The sequence below is a fragment of the Mycobacterium sp. genome, assembly GCF_035603715.1.
In the GTDB taxonomy this organism is placed as follows: Bacteria; Actinomycetota; Actinomycetes; order Mycobacteriales; family Mycobacteriaceae; genus Mycobacterium.
Window position 1 is genome coordinate 1 of record NZ_DATNJW010000567.1, and the last position, 13,968, is coordinate 13,968.

The 13,968-nt window shown below is 65.5% G+C and carries 10 protein-coding genes and 1 tRNA gene; 4 read left to right on the plus strand and 7 right to left on the minus strand.

The window, feature by feature from the left end:
• On the plus strand, nt 1-1,591 hold a 1,591-nt coding region (locus VN856_RS23145; protein ID WP_325693459.1), incomplete at its 5' end, for an Rv1355c family protein.
• A gap of 18 nt (nt 1,592-1,609) precedes the next feature.
• Nucleotides 1,610-3,451 carry a bifunctional diguanylate cyclase/phosphodiesterase gene (locus VN856_RS23150; RefSeq protein ID WP_325693462.1) on the plus strand — a complete coding sequence of 614 codons (1,842 nt, stop codon included), beginning with the start codon at nt 1,610-1,612 and terminating at the stop codon, nt 3,449-3,451.
• Between the two features lie 3 nt (nt 3,452-3,454).
• Here the strand turns inward: VN856_RS23150 and VN856_RS23155 are convergent, their stop codons facing one another.
• From VN856_RS23155 to VN856_RS23180, 6 genes are all read right to left on the minus strand, one after another.
• Nucleotides 3,455-4,180: a hypothetical protein gene (locus VN856_RS23155; protein WP_325693465.1), complete on the minus strand. Its 726-nt coding sequence runs from the start codon at nt 4,178-4,180 to the stop codon at nt 3,455-3,457.
• Between the two features lie 485 nt (nt 4,181-4,665).
• On the minus strand, nt 4,666-4,881 hold the full coding sequence (locus tag VN856_RS23160) for an acyl carrier protein (protein WP_325693468.1): 216 nt from the start codon (nt 4,879-4,881) through the stop codon (nt 4,666-4,668).
• A 77-nt stretch (nt 4,882-4,958) separates the two neighbouring features.
• Nucleotides 4,959-5,834, minus strand: a complete 876-nt coding sequence (locus VN856_RS23165; protein ID WP_325693471.1) for a cyclopropane-fatty-acyl-phospholipid synthase family protein — start codon at nt 5,832-5,834, stop codon at nt 4,959-4,961.
• Between the two features lie 3 nt (nt 5,835-5,837).
• Entirely contained in the window at nt 5,838-6,698 is an 861-nt protein-coding gene (locus tag VN856_RS23170; protein WP_325693474.1) for an acyl-CoA desaturase, read from the minus strand.
• On the minus strand, nt 6,695-8,425 hold the full coding sequence (locus VN856_RS23175; protein ID WP_325693477.1) for a fatty acyl-AMP ligase: 1,731 nt from the start codon (nt 8,423-8,425) through the stop codon (nt 6,695-6,697). The genes VN856_RS23170 and VN856_RS23175 overlap by 4 nt, the downstream gene beginning before the upstream one ends.
• Nucleotides 8,426-8,544: 119 nt before the next feature.
• A tRNA-Gln gene (locus tag VN856_RS23180) sits at nt 8,545-8,616 on the minus strand.
• Nucleotides 8,617-8,745: 129 nt separating this feature from the next.
• Between VN856_RS23180 and VN856_RS23185 the strand changes: the two genes are divergently transcribed.
• Complete coding sequence (locus tag VN856_RS23185) at nt 8,746-9,339, plus strand: TetR/AcrR family transcriptional regulator (protein WP_325693484.1); 594 nt, start codon at nt 8,746-8,748, stop codon at nt 9,337-9,339.
• A gap of 4 nt (nt 9,340-9,343) precedes the next feature.
• On the opposite strand, the gene lysA is transcribed toward VN856_RS23185, so the two are convergent.
• Nucleotides 9,344-10,690 (minus strand): diaminopimelate decarboxylase, encoded by a 1,347-nt coding sequence (gene lysA / locus VN856_RS23190; protein WP_325693479.1) that lies wholly within the window; start codon nt 10,688-10,690, stop codon nt 9,344-9,346.
• Between the two features lie 106 nt (nt 10,691-10,796).
• Here lysA and mfd point away from each other — a divergent pair.
• Nucleotides 10,797-13,968, plus strand: a 3,172-nt coding sequence (gene mfd, locus VN856_RS23195; protein WP_325693482.1) for a transcription-repair coupling factor, incomplete at its 3' end; no start/stop codon positions are given.

The following is a 13,968-nucleotide window of genomic DNA, read 5'->3' on the forward strand; positions in this document are numbered from 1 at the left end:
GGGTTTGACCCTGGAAACCATTGACGAATTTCTCGACGGGCTGAATATTGTTGTCGAAGAATGTGATTCGCTCGACATGAAGGCGCACGTGCGAGAGCGGGCGCGGGCGCGGGGAATTCCGGTGTTGATGGCGACCAGCGATCGCGGCCTGGTCGACGTGGAACGGTTCGACCTCGAGCCGCAGCGGCCGATTCTGCACGGCCTGCTGGGCGAGGTGGATCCCGCCTCGCTGGCGCGGATGACGAGCGGGCAAAAGGTGCCGTATCTGGCGCGCCTGCTCGAGGCCGAGCATTTGTCCGGCCGCCTCCTGGCGTCTGTGGTGGAGATCGACCGCACTGTGTCGACATGGCCACAGGTGTCTGGCGACGTCGTGCTGGGAGCAACCGCGATCGCTGAAGCCGTGCGCAGAATCGGACTGGGCGAACACCTGCCGTCGGGCCGAGCACGACTCGACATCGGCGGTGGGCTCGATCAGATCGACCAGCCGGCGTTGCCGGAGGACCACGCCCTACCGCCGGCCGAGCATGCAGATCCGGTGTGGCCGGGCGTCGTCGGAATCGTTGCCGCCGCGGCGATCCGGGCGCCGTCCGCCTCCAACGCGCAACCCTGGCGGATCGACGCCGACGCGGACGCCATCACCATTCGGCTTGCCCCGGAACACACTTCGACGCTTGACGTAGGATACCGGGCCAGCGCCGTGGCGCTCGGGGCGGCGGTGTTCAACGCCAAGGTCGCGGCGGCAGCTCATCAGGTGCTCGGGCCGGTGAGTATAGGCGAAGGCGCCGGCGGTGTGCCGCTTCAGGCGACGCTGCAGCTTCGCGACGCCACAGACCCGCAGCTGGCCGGGTTGTACGACGCGATGCTGGCGCGGGAAACCAACCGCCGCTTGGGAACAGCCGAACCGATACCCGGTGACGCGGTCCAACTGCTGCACGCGACCGCCGAACGTGAGGGTGCGCAGCTGCATCTCGTGACTGACCCAGACGAAATCATCAGGGCGGCAAAGATATTCGCCGAGTCCGATCGTGTGCGTTACCTGACACCAAAACTGCACGCCGAGATGATCGCGGAACTGCGCTGGCCGGGAGATCCGCTTCCCGACAGCGGGATCGACATCCGCAGCTTGGAGTTCGAACCCGGCGAGCTCGCCATGGCGGACATCCTGCGGCGTCCGGAAGTCATGGCCAATCTTGCTCGGTGGAACGCGGGTTCGGCGTTGGGGGAGGGAACTCGCCGGCAGGTGGTGGCAAGCTCTGCGCTAGCAGTAATTTCGGTAGGCGGCGGATCGCTCGCCGACTATGCCCGCGGCGGCGCGGCCGCTGAGGCCGTGTGGATAATCGCGGAGCAACGTGGGTATGCGGTCCAGCCGATGTCGCCAATCTTCTTGTATGCCCGTGGTCGCGACGATCTTGCCGGAGTATCAACGACGTTCGGAGACGAGCTGGCCCGCCTACAAGAAGAGTTTGGCCAACTGGTCGGTTTGGCGAGCGGCGCGGCTATCGCTCTGGTGTTGAGAATTGCCGTCAGCGAACCGGCTTCGGTCCGAAGCCTGCGGGACTTTGACCGCGTCAATATACATCAACCGCTTTGAAGGGCTACCGTATCTGACATGTCCGGCGGGCTAGACGATCTGGTCACCGAGGCGGCCGCCAAGTTGATGGCGGCCACCGCGGCGGACCACGCCGCGATCAGCGAGCAGGTAGTCGCCGATACGGTGAGCCAATTCGGCGTGGACTTCGGTTTCCTGCGTCACAACGATCATACGATCCACGCAACGGTGCTCGTCGCGCTGTGGCCGCCGCGACCCTTCATTCCCGATCCCGATCCGATCGGAGTGGTGTATTTCGCTGACGCCGACCCGGTCTTCGCGCAGGCCGAAAACCTCAAAGTGCCCGACGTCCTCCGGCCCGCCCCTGCGAACGAGGAATATCAGCGCAATATCGAGGCGGGCACGGGTATTCCCAACAGCACCATCGCATGCGTGCCGCTGCTCTCCGGGAGTCTCACAACAGGCACGCTGGGTTTCGTCAAGATCGGTGACCGCGAATGGCTGCCGGAGGAACTGAACGCGCTCCAGGCGATCGCTACATTGTTCGCGCAGGTGCAGGCGCGCATCCAGGCCGAAGAGCGACTTCAGTACCTGGCCGAGCACGACGACCTCACCGGGTTGCTGAACCGCAGGGCGCTGATCGCGCGTCTCGACGAGCGCCTTGCTGCGGGCCGGCCCGGTCCAGTCGCGCTGGTGTTTGTCAACCTGGATCGCCTCAAGGCGGTCAACGATCACCTCGGCCACAAGGCCGGTGACCGGTTCATCGAAGTATTCGCGCGACTCTTGCGCGACGCCGCTGACGATTCCTCGGTCATCGCCCGTTTCGGCGGTGACGAGTTCGTCGTCGTGCCGAAAGAGCCTCTGGGCGCCGAGGCGGCCGAGGCATTGGCCCGACAGCTGCAGCAGCGCGTTCACAAGCAGGTGGAGGTCGACGGCGAGACCATCACCCGCACAGTGAGTATTGGTGTCGGCGTGGCCGAACCCGGCCGGGACACTTCCTCGGACATATTGCGTCGCGCCGATCAGGCTGTCGTCTCGGCCAAAAGCGTCGGCGGAAATGCGGTTGTAGCCTTCGACCCTGAGATGGCCGAGAAGTACGCCATCCGCAACGATATCGAGTTGCACCTCGAAGGGATCATCGACAGCGATAACGGCGCGTTGGTCCTGCACTACCTTCCGGAATTCGACATGCGCACCGGCGAGATCCTCGGGACCGAGGCGCTGATCCGTTGGCGACACCCCACTCGAGGTCTGCTGATGCCCGACTCGTTCATGGGCGTGGTCGAGTCCATCAACTTGGCGGGAAAGCTCGGCCGGCTCATAATGCGCTCAGCCTGTGCGCAATTCAGTGACTGGCGCAACCGTGGGCTGGCGCGCGATGCGGTGTTGCGCATCAACGTTTCACCCGCGCAACTGGTGACAGACGGCTTTGTCGGCCTTGTCGCCGCAACGCTCGACGAGTTCGTTCTCGACGCCAGCACCGTTTGTCTCGAGATCACCGAGCACGTCGTCGTCAAAGACATCGACACCACCCACAAAACCCTGGCGGGGTTGAAGGAGATCGGCGTGCAGGTGGCGATCGACGACTTCGGCACCGGCTACAGCGCACTGACATACCTGAAGTCACTTCCGGTGGACGCGCTCAAAATTGACAAGGAATTCGTCCGAGACCTCGGGACGGAGGCGGCCTACTCTGACCTGGCGATCTTGAAACAGGTTGTCGCGTTGGCCGACGCCTTCGGCCTCGACGTCATCGCTGAAGGCGTCGAGACTGCTGCTGCGGCCAGGGCGCTGCTGGACCTGGGCTGCTATCGGGCGCAGGGCTTTCTGCTGTCTCGACCGCTCGCTAGAAACGCGATGGGCTCGCTGTTCGCCCAGGGCTCGATCCCAGTCGACTTCTAGCGCCTAGACGACCTCTTGCCAGGAGGACGCAAGATCACCTCGACGGTCGATCTCGCGCATCAGAAGCTCGTTCTCGGTGAGGATCTTCGCGACCTGTCCCGGGTCCGCGTAATTGATGAAGTCGCGGCTGTCCCACCAGATCATCTTGGTTTGATACCGCTCGTCCGGGTAGGGCGTCGCGGGGATGGGTGCCACTAGACCACCCGACGTCTTCCAGCGGTTGATCACGAACGCGGCAGCGGTGGCCATGAAGAACTGGTAACCGGTGAGCGATGCCATGTAGAAACCGCTACGGGCCAGTGCGGTGGTCAGAGAACGATTGACGTCCGACTCATCGATCACCCAGCCCGACTTCATCTCGAGTACACCGAAGGGGATGCGGTCGGTAAGCATGTCGCGGACCATCTGCTGGCCGGGCTGGCCTTCCCATTCGACGACGGCATGCGACTCGTCGGCCGAGCGCAGCGGACCCTTGGCTCGCAACCCGGCCAACATCCGTCCGTCGTCGCCGATCGCCGCGCAGAACATGAAGGTATCGGCCCCGCTGCGCAGCGCATCCACGTCCAGGGCGCACTCCACACCGTGCTTGCGATAGCTGCGCTCGGCGCCGCATACGAACTCTTCCCATAGGTCGGGATCGAGGTAAGGCTGCGAGAGGACCAGAGTCGCCTCGACGTCGGGATCGCGCCAGCTGAGTCTTTCGCTCAGCCGGAACCTACCGGCAGTCATGGAGTGGGGCGATATGGCGCCACTTCGTATGAATTCACGCATTCGACTGAACTCCAGTGCTGCTCTGCGTGTATTTAAATTCGCATCGAATCGGATCGGCTGTTTTTATTAACCTTATTCCCGCTTCTGAATGATGAGTATAACGCAGTTTTTGGGATTTGCTTCCCATTCGGAAGCAGCCTAAAGGACACCCGCCTCGTGTTACGAAAGCGCTGGTGACAGAGCTGAAACCAACCTGAGACGATAGCGTCCCCGAACGCCTTTTGCCTACCCGAAATCGGCGTTTCGTTAATCGAAGAAAGGCGCGAAATGTGCTACTCGCAAGTATTTTTGCTGAGCAGTTTGCAAATCTGAGGAAAACGGCTCAGGAAGCATTCGAAAATCGGTGTAAGAAGAAAAAATCGGGCCGGCGCGCACCGCGCCGACTTGCGGGCTCACGTACGCAAGGAACCGCGGCCCCGCAGGCGCGCGGCATCCAGATGACGTCAGCTGTCGCCGTCGGCTACCCGGCGCGCAAGCTGATGGATCGTCGGATGCTGGTAAGGCAGATAGGCCGAGAGGGGGCGATCGACGAAATCCTCCAGCTCGCCCACCAGGGCGACCGCGTCCGCCGAATCGAGACCGAGACGATCGAAGCGCCTTTCGCGATCGATCTCGCCGGCCGGTTTACCGGTCCGCTGCGCCACGTACGCGGCCAGCATCTCTTCGATCTCCTCGTAGCTCTTTATCTCGTCCTCCTGGGAGTCACGGCCCGATCAGCCCGCAAGCTCGGTAGCTGTCACCATCGCCCCGGTAGATCGATTCGGCGCATGGTCAAGCGCAACAACGTGAACGCGCCGAGTTCCATCGAGTAGGCGAACATGCGCAGGTAACGCTCGTAGCGCGCCACCGTCTCCTCCGACGATGCCGCTATCGCGTCGTCTCGTCGCTCCTTGATGCGCCCGAGCCATGCACGCAACGTTTTGACGTAGTCGTCGCGGTCATTCCTGACCCTTTCGATCTCGAGTTCCATCTCGGCGGCCCGGGCGATGTCGGCAAGCCGCGGCAGCTCTGACTCGGGAAATATCTCGTCGACGATGAAGCGATCGCGCAGGGGCCGGTCGCGCGGGATGTCGCCGTAGGCGATGGTCTGCAGCGACAGCCGGCCGCCCGGCTTGAGCCAGTTCCGGCATGCGCCAAAGAACCTCCGGTAGGCCTCGACCTGCTCTTCTGCCGACAGCCCCTGGCGGGCGAAGTGTTCGAACGCGCCGACCGAGATGACGGCATCGAAGGGCTCGGTTGGTTCGTAATCACTCCAGCTGCGGACCAAGACCTCGACGTTGCTTGGTGCGAGCGCACGCAGATACTCAGCCTGCGCGTCCGAAAGTGTAAGACCGACAGCGTGTTTCACATCTTGCGAACCGACGAGATGCATGAGCTGGGCGCCCCAGCCGCAACCGATGTCGAGCACTCTCGCCGCGCCGGTCGCATGCGCCTGTTCGGCGTGGAAGTCGAGTTTGCGACGTTGCGCGGTCTCGAGGTCGTCCGCCGGGTCCACCCACATCGCGCAGGAGTAGCTCATGGTGGGATCCAGCCAGACCTGCCAGAAGTCATTCCCGACGTCGTAGTGGTGGCGAATCGCGCCCGAGCCGGCGCCCAAATACGTCTCGCTCATCCGTTACTCCGCGTTGGTCAGGTCGGGCGCCTTCAGGTCACTGACCAGGCCGCACAGTGACAATCCGCGTAGCAACGTGCCACCGAAATCGAACTGCCACCAGCGCGCTCGGGTGGAGTAGGCGCGCGGCGCGTCGTGGTGGTTGCCATGATTGCCGCCGCCGAGGGAGGGCAGCGCGAGAAATCCGTTGTTGCGTGCCTGCCCCGAGTGCGGCAGTCGCGCGGGGCCGCCGAACAGGTGGCCGAAGGAGTTGACCGCCCAGGTGAGATGGCTCACGACGAACACGCGAGTCATGCCGCCCCACAAGAAGCCCGTGAGCGCGCCGCGCGGCCCACCGGCGGCCAAACCGATCAGGGTCGGTATCGCCAGGCCGAGCACGCCCCACAGCAGATAGCTGCGATGCAAGGCGATGGTGCGCGGGCTCTGCCACAAATCCTTCACGTCACGCGCGGCAATTGTCATCGCGGTGTGTTCCGGCCGGAACAGCCACCCAACGTGGGCGTGCACAAATCCGTGCAGGCCGCCGACCGGCCAGTGCGGTGAATGCGGGTCACCCTCGCGGTCGGTGGATGAGTGATGGCGGCGATGCGTGGCAACCCACCACATCACCGGACCGAGGAACGCGCTCGAGCCCAGCGCACCGAGCACCCAAATCAGCGCCGGCTGGGCATTGAACGCTCGGTGAGCGAAGTAGCGATGGAAACCGAGCTCGACGCCCGCCGTCGTCGCCACCGTGCCGATCACAAAGACGATGAGGTCCGTCAGCGACGGGCCAATTCCGTTGAGCCACAACGTCACTGCTGCGATAAAGGCGAGTGCCGGACCAGTGACCGCGAACACCGCGAGCGCATATCCGCGTGTCATGCCGGCTCCCCGATCAGGTGACGGTGTATCTCGGGGAGCTCACCGCGGGCGTACAGGGCCCGGCACTCGCTGCGCCTGATCTTGCCGCTGGTCGTCCGCGGGATGCTGCCCCGCTCGACGAACATCACCACGTCGGCCGGTGTGCCGTGCGCCGCGGCAACTGCGCCGACGATCTCATCGGCCTGCTCGCTCCATTCGGCGACCGCGTCGCGAGCGATCTCGGTAACGATGACGAGCCTCTCCAGGTTGCCGTCGTCGAATCCGAAGGCCGCGCAAGCGCTGGCGCTCAACGAGGCGAGACGGAGCTGCTGGACGGTGTGCTCGATGTCCTCGGCGGCATAGTTGACACCGTTTTTGACCACGGTGTCTTTGGAGCGGCCGGTGACGTACATCTCACCGTCGACGATGCAGCCGAGATCGCCGGTGCGTAGCCATGTCTTGCCGTCGAGCGAAGCGGCGAAGGTGTCCCGGGACTCCTGCTCGCGGCCGAAGTAGCCGGCCGCGACGCTGGTGCCGCTGACCCAGATCTCGCCTTCGACGCCGTCGTCACAGCGGGTCTCGCTCACCGCGTCGACGATCGCGACCTCGAGGCCGGTCCGGGCATGACCGCAACTCACCCGGTTGAGGCCGCTCGCGTCGCGCCACACGGTTGGCGACACGCCGTGCTGTCCGCCTGACACGATGAGCGTCGCCTCGGCGAGCCCGTAACAGGGATAAAACGCCTCGCGACGAAAACCCACGCCGGCGAACGTCTTCTCGAAACGATCGAGGGTGGCCGCGCGCACCGGTTCGGCGCCGACGAAGGCGAGGTTCCAACTCGACAGGTCCAGGCCGTCAAGGCTTTTCTCGCCGTGGCGTTCCACGGCGGCGACGCACATCTCATAGGCGAAGTTCGGGCCGCCACTGGTGTTGGCTCGGTAGCGCGTGATCTCCTGCAACCAGCGCAGCGGGTGCTTGAGGAACTGCAGCGGCGTCATGATCACGCACTCGAAACCGGTGTACACCGGTTGCAAGACATAGCCGATCAGGCCCATGTCGTGCTGAAACGGTAGCCAACCCAGCGCGACCGTCGAGGGGATGTGTCCGAACGATTCCTCGATCATCAATTCGTTGGCCATCAGGTTCGCATGGCTCACCATCACGCCGCGCGGCACGCCGGATGAGCCCGACGAGTATTGAAGGATGGCAAGGTCTTCGGGCGCGATCCTCGGCTCGTGGCCCGGCGCATCGGTGAGGTCGAGGTCATCGATTGCGACGCAAGGGATTTCAGCGAGCTCTGGGACCAGCTCGCGCGCAGCCAGAAGCTCGCGGGTGGTGAGCACGACATGAGGTCGGGCGTCGGCGACGACCGCGCGCAGCCGCGGCAATGTTTGAGCGAGCCGCGACGGAATCGGTGTGTGCGTGGGAACCGCGCACACACCGGCGCGCAAGCAGCCGAACAGCGCATCGAGAAACACCGCGTTTTGCGGCATCAGCAGCAGCGCACGCGGCTGCTCATCGGTGCGTGGTAGCCCGTTCAGGAACGCGGCCATGGCCCGCGCGCCGGCGGCCAGCTCTGCCCAGGTGCGAGTGTCTGCGCCGGTTCCGTCGTCGAGGAACGCGAACGCCCGCTCGTTCGGGCGCGCGGCGGCGTGGTGCTCCAACCGGTCGGCGATGTTCGCGCCGACCGCATCAATGATCGGCGGGTCAGAGGCTCGCTGTTGCTCTTTCGTGTCGAGCGCCCCCATATCTTGTGTCCCATCAAAACGGGCGCCTAACGGCTGCGTTAAATAAAACGAAGCATACCCAAAATAACTTAAGGATCGCTCGCGTATCGCAAGAACCTGCGGCCGCGAACGCGGGAAAGCTCCGTCGCCAGGACTCGAACCTGAACTGTCTGAACCAAAATCAGAAGTGCTGCCGATTACACCACGACGGATCGCTGGACCAGCGATTGAACCGCGCCCTACTCTAGACGACCCCGCGGCCCGATCGCGGACCGCGGGCGAGGGATAACCTGTTAGGCGTGGCCGCGCCGGACAAAGAAACGCGGGCGCCCCGCACCAGGATGACCGGTAGCGAGCGCCGCCACCAACTCATCGACATCGCGCGCTCGTTGTTCGCCGAGCGGGGCTACGAAGGAACCTCGATCGAGGAGATCGCCCTTCGCGCCAATGTGTCCAAACCTGTGGTCTACGAGCACTTCGGCGGCAAAGAAGGGCTGTACGCCGTCGTCGTCGACCGGGAGATGTCGGCGCTGCTGGACGGCATCACGTCGTCGCTGACCAACAACCGGTCCCGGGTTCGGGTCGAAACGGTGGCGCTGGCGCTGCTGACTTACGTCGAGGAACACACCGACGGGTTCCGCATCATGATCCGCGACTCGCCGGCCTCGATCAGCTCTGGCACCTACTCGAGCCTGCTCAACGACGCGGTCAGCCAGGTCAGTTCGATCCTGGCCGGTGACTTCGCCCGTCGCGGTCTGGACTCCAACCTCGCCCCGCTCTACGCCCAGGCATTGGTCGGATCGGTGTCGATGACCGCGCAATGGTGGCTCGACACTCGAGAGCCCAAGAAAGAAGTGGTCGCTGCCCACCTGGTCAACTTGGTGTGGAACGGCCTGACTCATCTGGAAGCCGATCCGCACCTGCAGGACGAGTAGCCTTCTAGCCCCGATCGCGGGACAGCAGGTCCGCGGTCGTTTCGCGGCGGACCAATTCGCGGGGCCGACCGTCCTTGACCGCGATGATGGGCGGCCGGCCGACCATGTTGTAGTTCGACGCCATGCTGTGGTGATAGGCCCCGGTGCAGGCCACCGCAAGCAGGTCGCCCGGATGCACGTCGGCGGGGAGTTCGACGTCGCGGGCGATCTCGTCGCCTGACTCGCAGTGCCGGCCCGCCACGGTGACCCGTTGCTTGGGCGCGAGAGAATGGCGATTGGCAAGCGCGACAGTGTATTTCGCCCCGTACAGCGATACCCGCGGGTTGTCGCTCATCCCACCGTCGACGGCAACGAAAGTGCGTCCGCCGGGCTGTGTCTTGATGCCGCGCACCTTGTAGACGGTGACACCGGCGCGCGCGCTGATGGCCCGGCCGGGTTCGACGACGACAGTCGGGCGCGGGAATCGTTCGGCGGCACATGCCGCGTCCAGGGCGTCGGCGATCACCCTGGCCAGCTCGTCGACGCTCAGTTCCGGGTCGCCGGCCAGATATGGAACCCCATGGCCGCCACCGATGTTCAGCTCGGTCAGGACGACGCCGTGCCGGGCCCGGACATCGGCCATGGCGGCGATCATCCGGCGGATCGCCTCGCCGTAGATCGCCGCGTCGGTGACCTGCGAACCGAGGTGACAGTGCAATCCGATCAGCCGCAGGCTCGGGTGTGAGAGCACTCGCTCGACGGCGTCGGCGGCATGGCCGCCGTCCAGGGTGAACCCGAACTTCTGGTCGCTGATCCCCGTGGTCATCGCGCGGTGGCCGTGGATGTCGAGGTCAGGGGTGACCCGGATCAGCACCCGCTGGCGTCCCTCCGCCAAACCGGCGAGATCGGTGATCTCGATGGTCGAATCCAGCACGATGCGCCCGATCCCGAATCGGACGGCGGCGCGCAGGTCGTCCTGCGACTTGGCGTTACCGTGCATGACGATGCGGGCCTTTTCCACGCCCCCTGCCATCGCGATGGCGAGTTCTCCGGCTGAGCAGACGTCGATGCCGAGCCCTTCTTCGTGCGCCCAGCGCGCTACCGCGATGGTCAGCAGGGACTTGCCGGCATAGAGCACCTCGGTATCGCCCAGCGCCGCGCGGTAGCTGCGGGCGCGGCTGCGGAAGTCAGCCTCGTCGAGCACATACGCGGGGGTGCCGAACTCGTCGGCGATGTCGGTCACGGGTACTTCGCCGATGCAGAGTCGTCCGTCGTCGTCGGAGTGGGCCGTCATTGGCCAGATAGCCGGGTGGAATCGCGGCGAAGCCGCAAGGCCTATGGAAGGCAGGAGGTCCGGCAAAGTCGATGTCATGACTTCAGCCTCCGCGCGGAGCAAGCGGATGCCACTTCCCTAACGGATCCTTGACGGTGCTCGGCCGGAAATTGACGAGCGTCGGCCCACATACAATGGGGTCATCATGACCGCACGGGGGCCAGAAATCGCAGATACCCCGATCGCGGGGCTTGTCGAGCTGGCGCTGCGCGCGCCCACGCTGCAGCGACTCACCGACTTCGCTGACGAGCGACCCGCGGAATTGGCATTGGTCGGCCCGGCAAGCGCACGACTCTTCGTCGCCTGCGCGCTGGCCCGCGGGGGGCCGTTGCTGGTCGTTACGGCGACCGGCCGAGAAGCCGATGACCTGCGCGACGAACTGCGCGGCGTCCTCGGCGAGGCGGTCGCGATGTTCCCGTCCTGGGAGACGCTGCCGCACGAGCGGCTTTCGCCCGGCGTGGACACCGTCGGCGAGCGAATGATGCTGTTGCGCCGGCTGGCCCACCCGCAGGATGCCCGGCTTGGGCCGCCGCTGCGGGTAGTGGTCACCGCGGTCCGCTCGATGCTGCAGCCGATGGCGTCGCGGCTGGGCCAGGCCGAACCCCTGACGCTGACGGTCGGCGATGAGCTGGCCTTCGAAGATGTCATCACCCGGCTGGTCGAGCTGGCCTACACGCGGGTCGACATGGTTGGCCGGCGTGGCGAATTCGCGGTCCGCGGCGGCATCCTCGACATTTTCGCTCCGACCGCCGAGCACCCGGTGCGGGTGGAGTTCTGGGGCGACGAGGTCAGCGAGATGCGGATGTTCGCGGTGGCCGACCAGCGGTCGATCCCGGAGATCAGCGTCGACTCCCTGATCGCGGTCCCGTGCCGCGAGCTGTTGCTGACCGACGACGTGCGGGCGCGGGCGGCCGAGCTGGCCGGCCATCAGCCGCCGCCCGAGCACGGCAGCGTCGGCGAGATGCTGGCCAAGCTCGCCGAGGGCATTCCAGTCGACGGCATGGAGGCACTGCTGCCGGTGTTACGGCCCGAGGACATGACGCTGCTGACCGATCAACTGGCCGACGGCACACCGGTGCTGGTCTGCGACCCAGAGAAGGTCCGCACCCGCGCGCTCGACCTGATCAAAACCGGCCGCGAATTCCTCGACGCGTCGTGGTCGGTGGCTGCGGTCGGCGGTGACTCGCCGATCGACATCGAGCAGCTCGGCGGATCGGGATTCCGCGAACTCGAGGAGGTGCAGGATGCCGCGCGGCAGTCCGGGCACCCGTGGTGGACGCTGAGCCAGCTCTCCGACGAGTCGGCGATCGAGCTGGACATCCGGGCTGCGCCGTCAGCCCGCGGCCATCAGCGCGACATCGAGGAGATCTTCGCGATGCTGCGCGCGCACGTGGCCACCGGTGGGGCCGCCGCCGTCGTCGCACCGGGCACTGGAACCGCGCACCGCGTCGTCGAGCAGTTGGCCGAATCCGAAACGCCGGCAACGATGTTGGAGTCGGGAGCCGAGCCCAAGCCGGGCGTGGTCGGGGTGCTCAAGGGCCCGCTGCATGACGGCTTGGTGATACAGGGTGCCGAGCCGGGTGCGGAGCTGGTGATCGTCACCGAAACCGACCTGACCGGCAACCGGGTGACGGCCACCGACGGCAAGCGATTGGCCGCCAAACGGCGCAATACCGTCGACCCGCTCGCGCTGACCGCCGGCGACCTGGTGGTGCACGATCAGCACGGCATCGGCCGGTTCGTCGAGATGACCGAACGCACCGTCGGCGGTGCGCGGCGCGAGTACCTGGTGCTGGAGTACGCGTCGAGCAAGCGGGGGCAGAGTGAAAGCGACAAGCTCTATGTGCCAATGGATTCCCTCGATCAGCTGTCCCGCTACGTCGGGGGCCAGGCACCGGCGCTGAGCCGGCTCGGCGGCAGCGACTGGACCAACACCAAGACCAAAGCCCGCAAGGCGGTCCGGGAGATCGCCGGCGAGCTGGTGGCGCTGTACGCCAAGCGGCAGGCCACCGCGGGACATGCGTTCGGGCCGGACACCCCATGGCAGGCCGAGATGGAGGACGCGTTCGGCTTCACCGAGACCGTCGATCAGCTCACCGCGATCACCGACGTCAAGTCTGATATGGAGAAACCGGTGCCGATGGACCGGGTGATCTGCGGCGACGTCGGCTACGGCAAGACCGAGATCGCGGTCCGGGCGGCATTCAAGGCGGTCCAGGATGGCAAGCAGGTCGCGGTGCTGGTTCCCACCACGCTGTTGGCCGACCAGCATCTTCAGACCTTCGCCGAGCGGATGGCCGGCTTCCCGGTCCGGATCAAGGGTTTGTCCCGGTTCACCGAACCCGCTGAATCCCGTTCCGTCATCGAGGGTTTGGCCGAAGGCACGGTGGACATCGTGATCGGCACCCACCGGTTGCTGCAAACCGGCGTGCGCTGGAAAGACCTCGGTCTGGTGGTCGTCGACGAGGAGCAGCGCTTCGGTGTCGAGCACAAGGAGCACATCAAGTCGCTGCGCACCCACGTCGACGTGCTGACGATGAGCGCCACTCCGATCCCGCGCACGCTGGAAATGAGTCTGGCCGGAATCCGTGAGATGTCGACCATCCTGACGCCGCCCGAGGAGCGCTACCCGGTGCTGACCTATGTCGGGCAGCATGACGACAAGCAGATCGCCGCCGCGCTGCGCCGAGAGCTACTGCGCGACGGGCAGGCGTTCTACGTGCACAACCGGGTCAGCTCCATCGACGCCGCCGCGGCGCGGGTGCGCGAACTGGTGCCGGAGGCCAAGGTCGCCGTCGCACACGGTCAGATGCACGAGGATCTGCTCGAGACGACCGTCGAGGGATTCTGGAACAAGGAGTTCGACATCCTGGTGTGCACCACCATCGTCGAGACCGGCCTGGACATCTCCAACGCCAACACGTTGATCGTCGAACGAGCCGACACGTTCGGTCTATCCCAGCTGCACCAGCTGCGCGGCCGGGTCGGCCGGGCCCGGGAACGCGGCTACGCCTACTTCCTGTACCCGCAGGAGGCTCCGCTGACCGAGACCGCACACGACCGGCTCGCCACGATCGCGCAGAACACCGAGCTGGGCGCCGGCATGGCCGTGGCGATGAAGGACCTGGAGATCCGCGGCGCCGGCAACATCCTGGGCGCCGAGCAGTCCGGGCACATCGCCGGCGTCGGCTTCGACCTGTACGTACGCCTGGTCGGTGAGGCCGTCGAGGCGTTCCGCAAGCACGCCGGCGCGTCGACCGAGGAGGACGAGGAGCCGGCCGAGGTCCGGGTCGACCTGCCCGTGGACGCGCACATCC